The sequence below is a fragment of the Moraxella tetraodonis genome, from assembly GCF_022359095.1.
GTDB lineage: Bacteria > Pseudomonadota > Gammaproteobacteria > Pseudomonadales > Moraxellaceae > Faucicola > Faucicola tetraodonis.
The window spans coordinates 1,746,532-1,763,739 of sequence record NZ_JACSYB010000001.1; the positions used below are offsets into that span (position 1 = coordinate 1,746,532).

General features: G+C 43.7%; 15 protein-coding genes. 9 read left to right on the plus strand and 6 right to left on the minus strand.

The genetic code is table 11. The annotated features are described in order from the left end of the window. Nucleotides 1–1,083: a signal peptide peptidase SppA gene (sppA, locus tag H9W84_RS07655; protein ID WP_239742835.1), complete on the minus strand. Its 1,083-nt coding sequence runs from the start codon at nt 1,081–1,083 to the stop codon at nt 1–3. 91 nt (nt 1,084–1,174) lie between these two features. Further along, nucleotides 1,175–4,033, minus strand: coding sequence for a ComEC/Rec2 family competence protein (locus H9W84_RS07660; protein ID WP_239742837.1), 2,859 nt, complete (start codon nt 4,031–4,033; stop codon nt 1,175–1,177). A gap of 102 nt (nt 4,034–4,135) precedes the next feature. Here H9W84_RS07660 and H9W84_RS07665 point away from each other — a divergent pair, with 102 nt between their 5' ends. After that, nucleotides 4,136–4,960 (plus strand): YdcF family protein, encoded by an 825-nt coding sequence (locus H9W84_RS07665; protein ID WP_083102214.1) that lies wholly within the window; start codon nt 4,136–4,138, stop codon nt 4,958–4,960. On the opposite strand, the gene lolD is transcribed toward H9W84_RS07665, so the two are convergent. Both lolD and H9W84_RS07675 read right to left on the minus strand, forming a co-directional pair. After that, nucleotides 4,957–5,634: a lipoprotein-releasing ABC transporter ATP-binding protein LolD gene (lolD, locus tag H9W84_RS07670; RefSeq protein ID WP_007115912.1), complete on the minus strand. Its 678-nt coding sequence runs from the start codon at nt 5,632–5,634 to the stop codon at nt 4,957–4,959. The two genes, H9W84_RS07665 and lolD, sit on opposite strands and share 4 nt — an antisense overlap. A gap of 9 nt (nt 5,635–5,643) precedes the next feature. Then, the gene (locus H9W84_RS07675; RefSeq protein ID WP_239742838.1) at nt 5,644–6,879 is read right to left on the minus strand and encodes a lipoprotein-releasing ABC transporter permease subunit; all 1,236 of its coding nucleotides are present in this window, start codon (nt 6,877–6,879) and stop codon (nt 5,644–5,646) included. Nucleotides 6,880–7,359: 480 nt separating this feature from the next. Between H9W84_RS07675 and H9W84_RS07680 the strand changes: the two genes are divergently transcribed. Together H9W84_RS07680 and H9W84_RS07685 are read left to right on the plus strand one after the other, a co-directional pair. Next, on the plus strand, nt 7,360–8,337 hold the full coding sequence (locus H9W84_RS07680; protein WP_239742840.1) for a hypothetical protein: 978 nt from the start codon (nt 7,360–7,362) through the stop codon (nt 8,335–8,337). 271 nt (nt 8,338–8,608) lie between these two features. Continuing rightward, nucleotides 8,609–8,890, plus strand: coding sequence for a hypothetical protein (locus H9W84_RS07685; protein WP_239742842.1), 282 nt, complete (start codon nt 8,609–8,611; stop codon nt 8,888–8,890). A gap of 35 nt (nt 8,891–8,925) precedes the next feature. Here H9W84_RS07685 and H9W84_RS07690 read toward each other — a convergent pair whose 3' ends face one another. Further along, nucleotides 8,926–9,315, minus strand: a complete 390-nt coding sequence (locus H9W84_RS07690; protein WP_036597947.1) for an SCP2 sterol-binding domain-containing protein — start codon at nt 9,313–9,315, stop codon at nt 8,926–8,928. A 524-nt stretch (nt 9,316–9,839) separates the two neighbouring features. Here H9W84_RS07690 and ccoN point away from each other — a divergent pair. Genes ccoN through ccoP form a run of 4 tightly spaced genes read left to right on the plus strand, consistent with a single transcriptional unit; the run spans nt 9,840 to nt 13,288 of the window. Further along, nucleotides 9,840–11,312, plus strand: a complete 1,473-nt coding sequence (gene ccoN, locus H9W84_RS07695) for a cytochrome-c oxidase, cbb3-type subunit I (RefSeq protein ID WP_050325701.1) — start codon at nt 9,840–9,842, stop codon at nt 11,310–11,312. A 10-nt stretch (nt 11,313–11,322) separates the two neighbouring features. Beyond that, on the plus strand, nt 11,323–11,940 hold the full coding sequence (ccoO, locus tag H9W84_RS07700) for a cytochrome-c oxidase, cbb3-type subunit II (protein ID WP_050325700.1): 618 nt from the start codon (nt 11,323–11,325) through the stop codon (nt 11,938–11,940). Continuing rightward, nucleotides 11,940–12,113 carry a cbb3-type cytochrome oxidase subunit 3 gene (locus H9W84_RS07705; protein WP_065252991.1) on the plus strand — a complete coding sequence of 58 codons (174 nt, stop codon included), beginning with the start codon at nt 11,940–11,942 and terminating at the stop codon, nt 12,111–12,113. The genes ccoO and H9W84_RS07705 overlap by 1 nt, the downstream gene beginning before the upstream one ends. Then, the gene (gene ccoP, locus H9W84_RS07710; RefSeq protein WP_239742843.1) at nt 12,110–13,288 is read left to right on the plus strand and encodes a cytochrome-c oxidase, cbb3-type subunit III; all 1,179 of its coding nucleotides are present in this window, start codon (nt 12,110–12,112) and stop codon (nt 13,286–13,288) included. The genes H9W84_RS07705 and ccoP overlap by 4 nt, the downstream gene beginning before the upstream one ends. 90 nt (nt 13,289–13,378) lie before the next feature. Here ccoP and H9W84_RS07715 read toward each other — a convergent pair whose 3' ends face one another. Continuing rightward, nucleotides 13,379–13,732 carry a Spx/MgsR family RNA polymerase-binding regulatory protein gene (locus tag H9W84_RS07715; protein ID WP_239742844.1) on the minus strand — a complete coding sequence of 118 codons (354 nt, stop codon included), beginning with the start codon at nt 13,730–13,732 and terminating at the stop codon, nt 13,379–13,381. 95 nt (nt 13,733–13,827) lie between these two features. Between H9W84_RS07715 and leuS the strand changes: the two genes are divergently transcribed. Then, nucleotides 13,828–16,488: a leucine--tRNA ligase gene (gene leuS, locus H9W84_RS07720; protein ID WP_239742845.1), complete on the plus strand. Its 2,661-nt coding sequence runs from the start codon at nt 13,828–13,830 to the stop codon at nt 16,486–16,488. 131 nt (nt 16,489–16,619) lie between these two features. Continuing rightward, nucleotides 16,620–17,186, plus strand: coding sequence for an LPS-assembly lipoprotein LptE (locus H9W84_RS07725; RefSeq protein ID WP_239742846.1), 567 nt, complete (start codon nt 16,620–16,622; stop codon nt 17,184–17,186). Nucleotides 17,187–17,208: the final 22 nt, after the last annotated feature.

Consider the following 17,208-nt stretch of genomic DNA (forward strand, 5'->3'; position numbering starts at 1 on the left):
TTATTGCATCCCTTTATCATTTGCAGCCGCTTGAGTTAATTGGCTGGCAAAGCCTTTGGAGACCGTTTCGCCAAACCCATAGCCGATTTGGCTAGCAAATTTACCGAACACTTTTTTCACCGGGTCTTCTGGGTTATATTCCACTACATTGTCTAGTTTTAGCTGAGACTCAAGGGTACTGATGCCGCCTTTTTTATCCGCCAAACCGAGATTAATCGCTTGCTCACCACTCCAAAACAACCCGGAAAAAAGCTGATTGGCGTCAGGATTTTTGAGGCGATTGCCGCGACCTTGTTTGACAGCATTAATAAAGTGGGCGTGGGTGTTATCAAGGACACCTTGTACATGCTGGCGCTCAAACTCGGAGAGCGGGCGACTCATGCTTAAAATATCTTTGTGCGCACCGGCTGTCATGGTGCCATCTTTAACGCCTAGTTTATCCATCAAACCTTGGACATTGTAGCTTGGCATAATCACGCCGATTGAGCCGACCAAGCTTGAGGGATTGACCCAAATTTCATCAGCTGCAGATGCGATATAATACGCGCCTGAAGCACCCATATCTTCGATAACGGCATACAGTTTTTTGTTAGGATGGGCTTTTCTCAATTCGGTCATGGTTTGCCAGATTTCATCGGATTGTACAGGCGAACCACCCGGTGAGTTGATGCGTAACGCCACCGCTTGCGCTTGGTCGTTGTTAAACGCTTCCGTCAATGCTTCGCCCACCGCTTGACTATTGGCTTCATTGTCGCTGCTGATAACGCCTTTGACATCGACGACGGCTAAATGCGGTTTGCTCATATCGATATCACTCACGCCACTTTTGGCAGAGCCACTACAGCCTTTTGCCACTACCGCGCCAAATAGTAGCACATACCCCAAGGTGATAAGCTTAAAGAAAATACCCCAGCGTCTTGCACGGCGCTGCTCCACAAGGCTTGCCATCAGGGTTTTTTCTAGCAATTGCCATTCTTTGCCTGCGTATGGCGCATTGGGTGGCAAGTTTTGTGCATGGTTTGGTTGAACAGGTGGCTTTGACTGTGAGGGTTGGTTGGGATCGGGTGGCCAATTATCTGACATAAAAGTTCCTTAGCAATAGGTAATTTACCGCCCATGATAGGGGGAAGCGGTCAAAATTACAATCACTGCCTTGTAGCCAAATCGTCAAGTATCAGTCCGTATCATCTGGGGTAAGCGTGTAAATTACCGCGCCCACTTGATCGGCATACAGGACTTCGAATGGGTGGTCTGCAGGCTTATCCACTGACCAACTAGCCAGCGATAATTGGCTATCTTCGCCCAGTTTTTGCGACTTATACGCGCCTGTGACCACATGCAGTAAGGAAGGTTTAGTCAACGCTAGCCACGATGGTTTAATGGATAACGTATAGGGCTGAATGAGTAAATGGGTCGCCGACACCGTGCATAATTTTTCAGTCATTTGCATGGGGATATCGCTATTTCCTGCCAACATCAGCACATCGTAGGGCTTTCTAGTTGGTGGCTTGAAACGAATGTGAATATAACAGGTTTGGGTCGCTAGCTTTTGCTCATCGGTTAAGGCTAAATCCAAGTGCCATCCCGACACCGCTGTCACTTCCAAGCCATCTTGTTGCCAACGTTGGGCGGTTTGGCAGCTGCGGGGTGTAATCGCACGAAAACTTGCAGATACAGCCTTATCTGTCACATCAAGCCTGCTGTGTTCGACATCATACCCTGCCAGCCAGTAGGCTTTAATAGGTACATGGGTTGCCAGTTGTTGCACCAGCTCATTGACACGAACACTGGGCGTTTGACTAATCACGCCAGTTAATCGGTGAACCTGCTGATTTGCCAACAGCGGATAAATATCACGGTTCAACAGCGAACTGATTTCTTCATCAACTGCAACATTACGGATAGCTGGTTTGGTTTTCAAAAAATTGGGTTTATCCGCCTGCGCAGCTTTGATTTGGTTATCGGACAAAATCAGCCAGCTATCATCGCCTTTCTTTAATAAACTAATCACCAGTTTAGGGTTATCACCAACTGCTAGAGTCGGCTTGTTGTTATTTAGGCTGCGCTGCTGCAGTGGCAATAATATCAACAAGATAGCCAGTGGCAACATCAGCATTCTAGGCAACAAGCCTTTTAACAACCCCAGTAGCGCAATGAACAAACACAGGACAAGCTGCGTTTGTGACAAGGCAAAAAATGATTGTTTGGCAACACCCGTGTCGATAAGTTGATTGAGCAAAAAGTGAAATACATTGAGCAGGGTTGTTAGCATCGACCAAATGATTTGGCTCAGCCAATCCCCTACCACAGGTAGCCAACTAACGACGCCTGCCAACATATCCAAGGGTACAACAACCAACCCTAAAAATGGTACGGCTAGCAAGTTTACCAAGATGCCAATGACGGATACTTTGCCAAAAAACCAGACCACGATGGGCAGCATCCAAAAAAATAGCCAAATTTGCAGTTTTAATAACGCCTTGAATTGATGGCTTATAATTTTAACAAAACCACTCAGCACATCGCTGCGTGCAGTAGGCGCTAGTAACTGACTAACATTGTTAATTTCAGCGGCGCTAACTGTCCCTATTGTCTCGCTAAATTTTAACAGTAAAACCACCGCCACAAAGGACAACCAAAACCCTGCTTGCCCGACTGCTGTCGGTTCTAGCCAAATCATGCCTAGCGCAACCCAAGCCAACAGCCGATAAGCAGAAAAATTAACCAATAACTGCTTCGACAGCGTGAGTAGTAACAGCATCCAAAATGTCCGCTGCGCAGGTATTTCAAAACCCACCAGCAGCGCATAAAACCCTGCCATCACCACACTCACCCAAAGCACCAACAAACTACTCGGTAATTTGACCAATAACTGCGGCGCAAGCCATTTAACGAGCCATAATAAAAGAATGGATACGATAGCAGCGAGCATCAACACATGCGGGCCTGAAATTGCTAATAAATGGCTAATCCCCGTGACTTGATAGCGATTCTTAAGGTCGCTATCCATCAGGCTTTTATCACCCGTTAACAATCCCAATAAGATTGCGTGGCTTTGAATAGCGCTTTGACCAGAACTTTGACTAGCACTCTGACTAGAATTTTGACCAGAACTTTTAAGCACGGGTTGGGCAATATCGTTTTTAGCATTGACTATAGAGGTGGATTGTTTCAGATGGGCTCTATGCAAATTGGCGAGGATTTTTTGGCGTAGTTGCCAGCGCAATTTTTCAATAGCAATAACCGTACGGTCTGTGACATGAGATGGGTTAAATTCCCGTAGGCTCGTTTTTTCAATACCGATGATCACTCCTTTTGCTTGCACACCCCGCTGTCTTAACCATTGCGCTTCATCAAATCCTAGCCTGAGCGGTTTGGCATTGCTGGGTAAACTTGTAGGCTTAGGCTTTGCAATGGGCTCAAGCTGTAATTTTACGTTAAGCTGCATGCCAGGTCTTAGCTGAGATAAGGGCGCTTCCCAATCAGGGTTGTCTTTGATGTTAGCGGTAATGAGTGCCGTTAGCGGTGGTTGAGGGGTTGCTGATGCATCAGCATCGCCGTCCTTATCAATGCGGACTTGCAGGATTTGTTTGATAAAACCATTGCCAATTAGGGCATTATCATTTGATAATCGGCTCATTTGGCTCACCGTATCGCTGATCTGATGCGATTCAACGATAGCATCCACTGTGACCGCTGAGGGCAATAACGCGTTTTCATACCGCTTGTAATGATATAAACCATAACTGGCACTCAACATGAGCGTCAGCAAAAAGATAAAACTTGCTAACAGCGGCAAGGTAAAACGGTAGGCTAATGCAGGGTTTGGTGACGCTCGTTTTAGCTGTTTACGGTTGCAGCCATGGTATAAACCTACATTGATTAGCAGCGCTATCAATAGTACTACTGATAACATCTGCCAAATTTTTGCATCATAACTGGCTAGCGCAGAACCTATCATCAAGGGTTGATTTGCTAGTGTATTTACCACTAAAAAACCCAACAAACTGGCAACCGTGATGAGCCAAATCATGTTTCATCCTTGATAAAGATAGCGATAGCTCGCTACTTCCCTTACAATTATCGAATGAACGATATAGTAAAACAAATAGCAACTTTTGGAAATTATTAATCGATGTTGACTCAATTTAGTAGCGGCAATGACAATGCCTCAGTGTTCGGCAAAAAAAGCATCCAAATCAGTCTAGGGATTGCAGGATTAATACTGGTTGTTGACTGTGGGCTATTGCTGGCCAATCGTGTTTTTCATATTGGCACCCTAGTACCATTGGGCATAGGGCTAATTTTTTTAGCCCATGCGGTATATTGGGAGCGTATCCAACTTTATTTGGCATCACAGCCGTCACTAAAAAAATTATGGCAGCTGATTTGGCTATTATTTTTTGTATGGTTGATAAGTTTTTGTGTCTTTGTCAGCTATTTAAAACAGCACTTTAATACCGATAACCATCCTAAAGCAGCGCAAGCGATTATTGTCTTAGGTGGCGGAACAAAAGATAATAAGCCGACCGATGCGGTAAAACTGCGGTTGGATAAAGCATCTGAAGTCATCAAGCGTTTTGCAAACGCAGTTGTGATAACCAGTGGTGGTTTTGATGCGGGGGAGGATGTCAGTGAAGCCAAAGCGATGGCGGACTATTTACATGACACCTATGGTATAAGCTTAGCGCATATTGCGCTTGAAGAACAAAGCACCAGCACCGAGCTCAACTTTGTCAATAGTAAAACGATTTTAGCGCAGCAAGGGATTGCCTTAAATCAACCGATAATCGCAGTCACCAGTGATTTTCACACCTTGCGCGCAAGCCTTATTGGCAAACGACAAGGATATACCAATTTACAGGTAGTCGGGTCTGACACTCCTTGGTATATCCGTCCAAATGTGTGGTTTCGCGAATACTTTGCTTTTATCAGCGGCTGGCTACTCGATGAGTATTAAGCCACCCACGTGCCATTTTGTAAGGCCAATTGCTTATCCGCCAACTGCGCCAATTGCCGGTCATGGGTGACCATCAACAGCGCGGTATTAAAATCTTTTTGTAGCTCTGACAGAATTTCAAACACCGCCTGTGCATTGGCGTAGTCTAAGTTCCCTGTGGGCTCATCTGCCAGTATTAATGAAGGCTTTGTCACCAGCGCCCTAGCAATCGCCACCCGTTGACGTTCACCGCCAGACAGCTCGCCTGGGCGATGGGTCAACCGATGTCCCAATCCTACTTTTTCCAGTAATTCAATAGACTGTTGACGCGCTACTGCGATTGGCACTGCTTTTCGCATCAATAGCGGCATTGCCACATTTTCAATGGCAGTAAACTCCGCTAACAAATGATGAAACTGATAAATAAAGCCCAAATGCTGGTTACGAAGCTCACCGCGCTGGGTTTCATTCAGATCATTGATGCGTTGCCCATGAAGCCAAACTTCCCCACTGGTCGGCACATCTAAGCCACCCAAGATATGTAGCAAGGTACTTTTACCCGACCCGCTCGTGCCAACAATGGCAATGCGCTCGCCACTGTTAATACTGATATCCAAATGATTGAGCACATTCGTGGTGGTTTTACCATCTTGATAGGTCTTGGTAATATTGTTTCCTGTTAAAATTGCCGTCATGGCTCACTCCTATTCATAACGCAATGTTTGAGCCGGTTGAATGCTAGCTGCTCGGCGTGCTGGATAAATGGTTGCCACAAAACTTATTACCAGTGAGGCTGCCACGATGATGGCTACGTCTTTCCATTCAAGTTGTGAAGGTAAATAGTTGACAAAATACGCATCAAATAAATGTAACCCAAATAAACTATTAATACCGCCTACCACATCGCTCACGGTCAACGCTAAAATCACGCCCAAAATAGTTCCCGCGACGGTACCAATCACCCCGATAAACAATCCTTGCACCATAAATACTTGGGTTATGAGCTTAGGCGACGCACCAAAGGTTTTTAAAATCGCAATGTCCGCCTTTTTATCAGTCACCAGCATCACCAAGGATGAGACGATGTTAAATGCAGCAACCAAAATAATCAAAAACAGCAATAACCCCACCATGGCTTTTTCCATTTGGATGGCACCAAATAAATTCCCATGCGTTGATGTCCAGTCACTAGGCATAAGCATATTGGGTGCTAGGCTCGCGGCTTGCTGAGCCACTTGTGGTGCGGCAAACAAATCCTTTAGCTTCATGCGAATACCTTGGGCCCCCGCAGGCAGACGCAATAACGTAGCCGCATCATTCATCGGGATGAATGCCATAATATTGTTGACTTCAGGGCTGATATCATACACCCCAGTGACGGTAAAACGCTTGAAGCGCGGAATCACGCCAGCAGGCGATGGCGAAGCTTCTGGTAACACCAAGGTGACCATATCGCCTTGTTTCACCCCCAGTGAATCCGCCATTTGCTTGCCAATCACAATGTCAAATTGACCTGCCCTTAGACTATCGACACTACCACTTTCCATATGCTGATGAATAATCGAGACTTTTTTCTCATAGCTTGGCTCAATACCTGTCACCATGATACCTGCCACTTGTCCATTCGCGGTGAGCATACCCTGTAATTGGATAAAAGGTGCGACGGCTTCAACTTTGGGGTTTTTTTGAATCGTTTGCGCTAGCGTCTGCCAATTTGGGATAATTTCACTGGCAGTGACGGTGGCTTGCGGCACCATCCCCAAAATACGACTCTTAAGTTCGCGGTCAAAGCCATTCATCACCGATAACACGGTAATGAGCACAGCGACGCCAAGCGTCAAACCCACCATTGAAATCAAAGAAATAAAAGAAATAAATCGGTTACTTCGCTCAGCACGGGTATACCGTAATCCTAAAAACAAAGCCAACGGTCGAAACATAGCATTCCTAAAAATTATCACTATTTTGATGATACAAGCAGGCAATGAAATAGCTTATGTCTAAAACCATTATTCAAGCCTGCTAAAAGCGTGTTAGTCTGACACATTTTTTTACCGTTTTGGCAAAAGTTTTTTTGCAATTTTGCTAAAAATTCGCAGAATCAAACATATCTGCGCAATAAATTGTGGATGTTTTAAGCAAAATAAGGTGAAAAAATTCTGCATGTCCCCATTAACATAGCAGAATTAAATTTCATCCCTGCTTAATCAAGGGTTAATCCATTGTTAACAGATAGGTTAATAGCTGATACTCGTTGATTTAATCAGGATGATTTGAAGGCTGATATTAGCCTATTGATAGCTGATAATGTAATCATTAAAATTTTGATAAATATCGTGACAGCTGTTTAGTTTATTAAGTTTGTTTGTAACATAAGCCTGTTGTTACTAATAAACCTGTTGTTACTTAAAGGACGTCTTATGACCAATACTCACCAACCCTCTTCTTCAAATGCCCCCAATACGATTAGTCTAAACTGTGATCAAGTGGTTGGTCATGCAGATCACTGGTCATGTTTTACCAACAATATTCCCGATGACGTCCCAAATTGGTTGCAATCGCATATCGATACTGCCACTCTCCCTACCCCACTAAAGACTACCAACGCCACGTCTTCGCATATTTTACTATCGGGTAATCAGCCAATTCATGTCAATCAAGTGATTGAAATTGATAGCAATCGCTCACCCAAACGTTTGATTAATGCGTTTCCTTGTGTCAATAGCCCGTATGGACAATGGGTCACTATTGAAGGTGTCTATAAATGTGACAATCAGATAGAGGCGATTTTGCGCTTAAAAACTGATGACAATACCGTGCTGTATGTATTTGACCAGTATTATGCCATCAATGCGCACAACTATGAAAAAAATCACCGCTACTTAATCAATCTGAGTGCATTTGCTTACACCGTAAGCTTGAGTAACCGCTCAGAAACTATTGTGGTTGATGAGCCTGAAGCGATTCGCTATCACCGCGCTTTTAATGATATTTTGACCAAAAATAATAACGTTGCCCCAAAAGACCTTGAAGCCCAAATCGCCGCTTGGCAACCTAGCGAAAACGACTTGCCGCTGGAGCCAATTGAAATCAACGTCGGTCATATGTGTGCTTATTTATTTGGTGAAACCATCGGTCAACAAGATGAAGCCTGGTGTCAAGGTCAAATTATTGGCAAACAGACTGCTAGCTTTAACGACGTTGAATTTGTATTGCTTGATGTGGTGATATTACGTGAAAGCCTTGATAATCCTGTTGTGATTCGTTTAGCGGTCAATGCCGATAACATCGATGCGACGATTCAAGTTAACGATTATATTCAAGCCAATATTTGGCTACAGGGGACTATTTTTGTGGAAAACCAGAAAAAAGCAGCCACCAATTACAGAGCGTTTTAAGCCATTCCCCTGTAAGATTATTGATTAATTTTCTTGAAGCCACTGCCGACTATGACAGTGGCTTTGTTATTTTGTAAATAAATGTAAATTTTGCGCGTTATTTTATTTAATTCATTGAGTTGACTATAATTTTATATTATCGTTATTTTAAGTTTGATTTTAATCAATTTTATCAATCAACATCATAAATCCTATAGCGGCTCAACAGCCTACCCAACATCATCCGCTAACGTTTATGAGTGTTCTATCAGTTATTTTGGGAAGATGACCCATGCCAAATCAGTCGACTAAATCCGCAGTTTCTACTTCAGACGCTATCCAAGCCCAGACTGGATTGGTAAATCACAGCCCACTCCCACTATCTGCTCAAACGACCTTAGCAGCCCAAACCACCTTAGCCACTCAAACTAGCCCAGTCAATGGTCTGATGGTTTATACCACAGGTTTGCTACTGTACCCCACCCAAGGACGCGATAAAAAAAATCACCGAATATTATCGATGATTTTCTTTGTGCTCGGGGTGTTAGTGATATTTCGGTTAACACACGGATAATGCGCGCAATATCCAAAATTATTTGATTAGCCCGATTACACTTGTGTATTGGCTAAGATGTCTTTGAAAAGCTGTTTTTGCTCAGCGCTTGGGCTTGCGGTTTGGATTGACATTAATTGTCCCATATCGCCTTCGACGCGGATTTTGCCAGACATAAAGGCTTCCATCGCACGGTTCATATCACGATCTAAAAATATCGCTTTTAAGGTATCGGCATCCAGTTTTAAGGTGGTTAAAGCGCCATCTTTCAAACCCTGATGAATTGTCCCATCGTAAAAAGCTGCATTGACTTCTTGATTGTCGCTATCGGTGACTTGTAAATTAATCGACATATTTTTAATCGCGGGTGGGAGATTTAGGTCACCTGCTTTGTTAGTTAATTCGTCAACTTTATCAAACCATTCTTGTGTTAAAATTTTAGCCATTTTAAATCCTCATTGTCGTTAGTTGTATTAGAACTTGTGCATCTTACCGAGATTTTGTAAGAATGACAATTCTCTAACCCATAATAAACCTATTTATAGAACAACGATAATGGCGCTCGGTTAACCATTTTTAGCATTGTTACTAGATAGTGTATGGGATGTTAAAAAAAATCCCCACAATTTACATGGTTTTTTTTATTTTTCATATTATAATAGTTGGTATGTAATTTTTTTTTGCGGTATGAACGTTACATTAGATGATATTTAGCAAAGATTAAGTTACAATACTTGGTGAGAATCGTGAGTTTGAGCCTATTTTACTGCTTGTAAATTTACTGTTTTGCGTCAAGATTTAGCCGCTAATTTCTTTAAAATTCATCGTGAAACTAGCCACTAAACAGTTAGCCTATCTTATAAAAAAATAACTAGTGCCAACGTATCTGACCTGATAGTTTTATTGACAGGCACAAAGGAGATTTCTGCTTAAACTTGTTGATAATATAGGCTGTAAAGGAAATCATCGAATGAATTTACAAAACACAGCAATACCTATTACCGATGATTATGAAGTGGACATCATTAAGTTGTTCTCAATCATGGCGGTAGTATACGGTATTATCGGTATGGCAATTGGGGTGTTCATTGCATCACAATTGGCATGGCCTGCCCTCAATTTTGGTATCCCTTGGCTAACATTTAGCCACTTGCGTCCATTGCACACCAACGCGGTGATTTTTGCATTTGGTGGTTGTGCGTTATTCGCAACTTCATATTATATCGTTCAAAGAACGTGTAAAACGCGTTTATTCGCACCTTATCTAGCCTGGTTCACCTTTTGGGGATGGAACCTTGTTATTGTTGGCGCAATTATTACCCTACCCTTGGGTTTAACCTCAGCGAAAGAATATGCTGAGCTTGAATGGCCCATTGATATCTTAATTGCCGTGGTGTGGATATCTTATGCTATTGTGTTTTTTGGTACGTTATTGAAACGCAAAACCTCGCATATCTACGTTGCTAACTGGTTCTTTGCTGCATTTATTTTGACCATTGCGTTACTGCATATTGTCAATAGTATGTCAATCCCTCTGAGTTTCTGGAAGTCATATTCCTTGTTTGGCGGTGCGACTGACGCTATGGTGCAATGGTGGTATGGTCACAACGCCGTAGGTTTTTACTTAACAGCCGCGTTTTTGGGTATGATGTATTACTTTGTGCCTGTACAAATCGGTCGTCCTGTTTACTCCTATCGTTTATCTATTATCCACTTTTGGGCGTTAATTGCGTCTTATATGTGGGCGGGTGGTCACCATCTTCATTATTCAGCACTCCCTGACTGGGCACAGTCTTTAGGGATGGTATTTTCTATCATTTTATTTGCGCCTTCATGGGGCGGTATGATTAATGGTGTACTTACCTTATCTGGTAGCTGGGACAAACTTCGCACAGACCCTATTATTCGTTTCTTGATTGTTGCACTGTCATTCTATGCGATGTCAACGTTTGAAGGTCCGATGATGTCAATCAAAACCGTCAATGCGTTATCCCACAATACTGACTGGACGATAGGTCACGTGCATTCTGGTGCGTTAGGCTGGGTTGGTATGATTACGGTTGGTTCATTATATGTATTGATTCCACGTATTTGGAACAAACAAAAAATGTATTCAACTGACTTAATCACCACGCATTTTTGGCTGGCTACCGCAGGTACTATTTTCTACATCGTATCGCTTTGGATTTCAGGTATTGGTCAAGGTATGATGTGGCGTGCTACAAATCCAGATGGAACGCTGGTGTATAGTTTCGTTGATACTGTCTTGTTCTCGCACTATCCTTACATTGGTCGTGCATTTGGTGGTTTATTGTATGTCACAGGTATGGTCGTTATGGCTTACAACGTCTACAAAACTATCACGATGCCAAGCACTAAAACTGTTGAAGTAGCGGATACCACTACACCTGTAGTAGAAACTGCTACCGTAAAACAGATTTAAGGAGAGACTCATGCAACTCAATCACGAAATTATTGAAAAAAACACGGGTCTTTTAGTTATCCTAATCGTTGTAGCTATTAGTTTTGCAACTTTGGTAGAAATCGTGCCATTGATTTATACCAAAGAGGTTAACCAACCTTTGCCCAATATGAAGCCATGGACCGCACTTGAATTAGAGGGTCGTGATATTTATATTCGTGAAGGCTGTCACGTTTGTCATACCCAAATGGTTCGTCCTCTTCGGGCTGAAGTGGAACGCTATGGACCTTACTCGCGCGCAGCTGAATCCGCTTGGGATCATCCCTTCTTATGGGGTTCTAAACGTACTGGACCTGATCTTGCGCGTGTGGGCGGACGCTATTCTGATGACTGGCAACGTGAACACTTGATTAACCCACAATCATTGGTACCTGAGTCTGTGATGCCATCATTTGCTTGGTTAGCAAAAAATGACGTTAACCCTGGAGAAGTACAAGCAAAAATGCGTCTATTCCGCGACCATTTCGGCGTGCCTTATAGCGATGCTGATATTGCAGGTGCACCCGATGCGGTACAAGGTAAAACTGAGCTCGATGCTGTTGTTGCGTATTTACAACAACTGGGCACTGCAATGAAAGGTCAACGTTAATGTTGGGCACATTACACAGTATCGCAACGGTCGCAGCGTTTATCGCTTTTATTGCGATTGTTTGGTGGGCTTACTCGCCAAAGAATCGCAAACGGTTTGAAGAAGATGCAAAACTTGCGTTAGATGACGAAGACCTAACAGAAGCATCACAACGCAATAAGGATAAAAAATGAGTGGATTTTGGAGTTTTTGGATAACCCTATTTTCCATCGCTTGTTGGGCTTGGATTTTGTGCTGGTTAGTCGGTGTATTGGGTTATCGCCCAAACATGTCGGATGACGGTACTACAGGCCATGAATACGATGGTATCCAAGAGTTTGACCGTCCATTACCAAAATGGTGGTTAGCAATCTTTTGGGGTACATTAGCTTGGGCACTACTATACATGCTATTGTTCCCATCAGTAATGCCAGGCTCTTGGAAAGGTATCACTACGGTAAAAGTAGATGGTCAAGATGTTCCTTGGACCAGTGCTAATGAATTAGCATCCGATCTTGAACGCAATAATGCCGTATTTACTGGCACGTTCAATGATAAAATCTTAAAAGACAAAGCAGTAACGGCGCAAATTGACAGCCTTGCTAAATTACAAGCGCAGCAAGCTAAAAATGCAGAACCGAATGCCGAATTAAAATCGCAAATTGATAAAGGTATTGTAGGACTGGCACCTGCCGTTCTAAAACTCTCTCAAGATCCGCAAGCGATTAAAATTGGTCAGCGTTTGTTCTTACAAAACTGTTCAGTGTGTCATGGCTCACAAGCGCATGGTGCACCCGGTTATCCAAACTTGACGGACAATGACTGGATTTATGGCGGTACACCCGATAAAATCTTGTTAACCCTTAATCATGGTCGCGTGGGTGGTATGCCAGCTTGGAAAGCGCAAATTGGTGAAGACGGTGTTCGCGCCGCAGCTGAATACGTATTATCACTATCACCCGGTCATGGCTCAAAAGAAAATGGTCAGTTGAACCAAACTTTGGTTAATCAAGGCAAGGCTATTTTTGATACCAACTGTGCGGTATGTCACGGTAAAGATGCCAAAGGTAATCATGATGTCGGTGCGTTGAATCTTACGGATGACACTTGGTTATATGGTGGCGACCGTGAAACGGTTCGTACGACGTTACGTAATGGTCGTGCCGGTGTGATGCCACATTGGGATACCAAACTGGGTAACGAGCGTATTATGTTATTGGCAGCGTATGTTTATTCATTAAGCGATCATAAACAAGATGGTTCTGTGATGACCCCACAAACTATCGTCAATAAAGAACGTGGTGCAGCCTCTACCCCAGTTGAAACTGCAAATGCGGTAAAATCTGCGGTGGCTAGTGCGGTAAAATAATTTTTACCCACTACTTAAAAAAGCGAGTTTTAGTTACTCGCTTTTTTATTGCGGATTGACTTTTCCTTGTCCCTCTTTACTTGCCTAGTTTTACATGCCTAGTTTTTCAAAGGCAGTTTCATCAAAACCAATGATTAACTCATTGTTTGAGACGACAATCGGGCGTTTGATGATACTGGGTTGCTCTGTCATCAAAGTGATGGCAAACTCGGTATCGGCTTTGGCTTGGGCTTTTTGCGCATCGCTAAGGTTGCGGTAGGTTGTGCCTTTGCTATTCATGATTTTGTCGATACCAACTGTTTCGACCCAATGTGCTAATGTCGGTTTATTTATCGCCTGTTTTTTGTAGTCAAAAAATTCATACTCCAAACCCAGTGCAGTTAATTTATCAAACGCCTTTTTCATGGTGCTACAGTTTTTGATACCGTAGATGGTGATGCTCATATTACCTCCTTTTTTTATCGCAATTTTTACGGTTTTAAGCTATGCTATGGGGCTTAATATACTTTCCCATTCAAATACTGCAAATTCAGACCATTATGAGTAATTCAGCTTTAACCAGTCAATACCAACCCCAAGAGATTGAGCCCGCCCAACAACAAAAATGGGAACAGCAAAATCGCTATCAAGTAAATAATGCGGCATCTGATAAGCCGTCACGTTATTTGCTGTCTATGTTTCCCTACCCCAGTGGCAAACTGCATATGGGGCACGTGCGCAACTACACGATTAGTGATGTGTTGAGTCGTTACTATCGGTTGAAAGGTTATGAAGTATTGCAGCCAATGGGCTGGGATGCGTTTGGTATGCCTGCAGAAAATGCAGCGATTGCCAATGCTGTTGCCCCTGCTGCGTGGACGTTTTCAAACATTGATAACATGCGCGCACAGCTTAAATCATTAGGACTATCGATTGACTGGTCACGTGAATTTGCTACTTGTACGCCCGAATACTACAAGTGGGAACAATGGCTATTTGTACAACTGTTCAAAAAAGGCTTGGTATACAAAAAACTCTCAACTGTGAATTGGGACCCTGTTGATAATACCGTCCTTGCCAATGAGCAAGTGGTGGATGGTCGCGGTTGGCGCTCAGGTGCGCTAATTGAAAAACGCGAAATCCCCATGTACTACTTTAATATCACCGCCTATGCAGACGAGCTGTTAAATGATTTGGATAAGCTAGAAGGTCATTGGCCACAGCAAGTGATTACCATGCAGCGCAACTGGATTGGTCGCTCTGAAGGCATGGAAATTCATTTTCCCTATACCTTAAATGGTGAAGAAAAAACCCTAGATGTATTCACTACCCGTCCTGATACCTTAATGGGCGTGACTTATGTATCGGTGGCAGCTGAGCATCCACTGGCAAAACACGCTGCCGCGACCAATCCTGCCCTACAAAGCTTTATTGAAGCCTGCAAAAAAGGCTCAGTTGCCGAAGCAGACTTAGCCAAAGCTGAAAAAATGGGTATGGATACGGGTCTGACTGTCACCCATCCGTTGACCGGTGAGCAAGTGCCTGTTTGGGTCGCTAACTATGTATTAATGAGCTACGGTTCTGGCGCTGTCATGGCAGTCCCTGCGCATGATGAACGCGACTTTGAATTTGCCAATAAATACCAGTTACCTATCAAACAAGTGATTGACCTAAAAGAACCACACAAGCAAGGTCAACAGTTTGATGCGACGACTTGGCAAGACTGGTATGGCGATAAGCAAAATGGCGTGGCTATTAACTCGGGTGAGTTAGACGGTTTAAATTTTAAACAAGCCTTTGACAACATTTTAACCCAACTTGAGCCAAAAGGCTTGGGTAAAAAAACCATCAATTATCGGCTACGCGATTGGGGAGTATCTCGCCAGCGTTATTGGGGCTGCCCAATTCCGGTCATCAACTGCGCCGACTGTGGTACAGTACCTGTCCCAGAAAATCAGCTGCCTGTGGTATTACCTTTAGATGTAGTGCCCGATGGACGTGGCAATCCCCTCAATAATCTTACTTCATTTACCGATGTCAACTGTCCATGTTGCGGCAAGCCTGCCAAACGTGAAACCGATACCTTTGATACTTTTGTAGAATCAAGCTGGTATTACGCGCGTTTTGCCTCACCCAATTATACCGATGGGATGATTAATAAAGTCGCCGCCGATAAATGGCTACCTGTAGATCAATATGTAGGTGGTGTTGAGCACGCCGTGTTACATTTGCTGTATGCGCGTTTTTTCCACAAACTCATGCGTGATGAAGGCTTGGTGCAGGGTGATGAACCCTTTGCTAATTTGCTCACCCAAGGCATGGTCTTGGCGGGTACTTATCTTCGCGAAAATGCCGATGGTAGCAAATCCTATTACTTTCCAGAAGAAGTTGATATCCGCTACAACGACAAAGGTCAGCCTATCGAAGCGACCTTAAAAGCCGATGGTCAGCCTGTCAAAATTGGCAAAATCGAAAAAATGTCGAAGTCAAAAAACAATGGTGTCGACCCCCAAGCGACCATTGATCAATATGGCGCAGATACGGTTCGACTTTACACCATGTTTACCGCACCTGTCGACCAGACGCTTGAATGGATTGACGACGGTCTAAAAGGTCCGTATAACTTTTTGAAAAAAGTCTGGCGTTATACCATCGAGCATGCCGAAACATTGGCGCAGCAATCTTTAACCGCAGCAACGCTATCGGTGAGTGACGCCCAGTCGCTTAGTAAAGCCGCTAAAAGTCTACGCCGTAAAACACATGATACGATCGGCAAATTAGATGACGCGTTTGGCAAAAACTTGGCGCTCAATACGCCTGTGTCATTTTTAATGGAGCTGTCGAACGAACTCACCGCGTTTGACATTCGTTCAGACAGCGATTTGGCGGTAGCCAATGAAGCACTGGTGACGTTATTGACCTTGCTCACCATGTACGCGCCGCACATGGCAGAAGTCCTACTTGAGGAGTTAGGGATTGATGTAATGACGCTAACTTATCCAACCGTTGATACTTCAGCCTTGGTACAAGACACTATTACCATGGTGGTGCAAGTCAACGGCAAAATCCGTGGTCAAATGGATGTGGCGCCAAATAGTGACAGCGAGTGGTTAAAAGCCGAAGCGAAACAACTCGACAGCGTCGCTAAATTTATCACCGGCGATATCGTCAAAGAAATCGTGGTGCCCAATAAACTGGTCAATATTGTGGTAAAAGCCTAATTGACCATAAGGGCTTATTGGTGACCTAAGCCCTTTTTGACCTTAAAGCTTTATCTTGACGCTTTATAATAAAGCGTTATCACAAGCAATACCGACAATCATAGACGGGTAACTAACAGACAGGTAACTATATGAATCAGCCATTTCTTCGTATCCTCCTAAGCAGTGTGTTACTGACGCAGCTACCTGCCTGTGGTTTTCATTTGCGCGGGTATGACGCGCCCATGTCACAAAATATCCCGACCACTGAGCTGATTTTTCACAATAGCCCAGAAGCCTATGCGGTCAAAAATTCGTTAAAAAAACAACTCGACCAGCTGAGCATTAACACCCAAGATAGGGTGATTGATAACAAGGCAGCCAACCAATCAAATGACGCCTTGCCTGCCAGTATTGAAGTCAAAAACATTCGCCTGCAAAACTACCAGCTACGCGGTATTTTGACCGAAATTCGCATGGTGCTAAGCGCAGAGGTGAGCTATCGCGCCATTGAAAATGGTCAACCCCGCACGCTGACCAATACGATTCAAGTACAGCGCAGCTATCAGTATGACCAAGGTGTGGTAGCTACCGACAATCCCCAAGCTGAGCAAATTAAAGTATGGTTGTATGACAACCTGGCGCAGCGTATTGCTGACCAATATGTCGCACTGAGCCTTCCTAAAATCACCAAAGTGCCTACCGCAACCACCCCCTAACCTACCTAACCTAATTGATAAC

Excerpts from the sequence above, each read along its gene's own strand:
- H9W84_RS07685 (WP_239742842.1), top strand. The coding sequence starts at position 8,609 with ATGCCAAATCAGTCGACTAAATCCGCAGTTTCTACTTCAGACGCTATC.
- H9W84_RS07725 (WP_239742846.1), top strand. The coding sequence starts at position 16,620 with ATGAATCAGCCATTTCTTCGTATCCTCCTAAGCAGTGTGTTACTGACG.
- H9W84_RS07715 (WP_239742844.1), bottom strand. The coding sequence starts at position 13,732 with ATGAGCATCACCATCTACGGTATCAAAAACTGTAGCACCATGAAAAAG.
- H9W84_RS07690 (WP_036597947.1), bottom strand. The coding sequence starts at position 9,315 with ATGGCTAAAATTTTAACACAAGAATGGTTTGATAAAGTTGACGAATTA.
- sppA (WP_239742835.1), bottom strand. The coding sequence starts at position 1,083 with ATGTCAGATAATTGGCCACCCGATCCCAACCAACCCTCACAGTCAAAG.
- H9W84_RS07675 (WP_239742838.1), bottom strand. The coding sequence starts at position 6,879 with ATGTTTCGACCGTTGGCTTTGTTTTTAGGATTACGGTATACCCGTGCT.
- H9W84_RS07680 (WP_239742840.1), top strand. The coding sequence starts at position 7,360 with ATGACCAATACTCACCAACCCTCTTCTTCAAATGCCCCCAATACGATT.
- lolD (WP_007115912.1), bottom strand. The coding sequence starts at position 5,634 with ATGACGGCAATTTTAACAGGAAACAATATTACCAAGACCTATCAAGAT.
- ccoP (WP_239742843.1), top strand. The coding sequence starts at position 12,110 with ATGAGTGGATTTTGGAGTTTTTGGATAACCCTATTTTCCATCGCTTGT.
- ccoN (WP_050325701.1), top strand. The coding sequence starts at position 9,840 with ATGAATTTACAAAACACAGCAATACCTATTACCGATGATTATGAAGTG.
- H9W84_RS07705 (WP_065252991.1), top strand. The coding sequence starts at position 11,940 with ATGTTGGGCACATTACACAGTATCGCAACGGTCGCAGCGTTTATCGCT.
- H9W84_RS07660 (WP_239742837.1), bottom strand. The coding sequence starts at position 4,033 with ATGATTTGGCTCATCACGGTTGCCAGTTTGTTGGGTTTTTTAGTGGTA.
- leuS (WP_239742845.1), top strand. The coding sequence starts at position 13,828 with ATGAGTAATTCAGCTTTAACCAGTCAATACCAACCCCAAGAGATTGAG.
- ccoO (WP_050325700.1), top strand. The coding sequence starts at position 11,323 with ATGCAACTCAATCACGAAATTATTGAAAAAAACACGGGTCTTTTAGTT.
- H9W84_RS07665 (WP_083102214.1), top strand. The coding sequence starts at position 4,136 with ATGTTGACTCAATTTAGTAGCGGCAATGACAATGCCTCAGTGTTCGGC.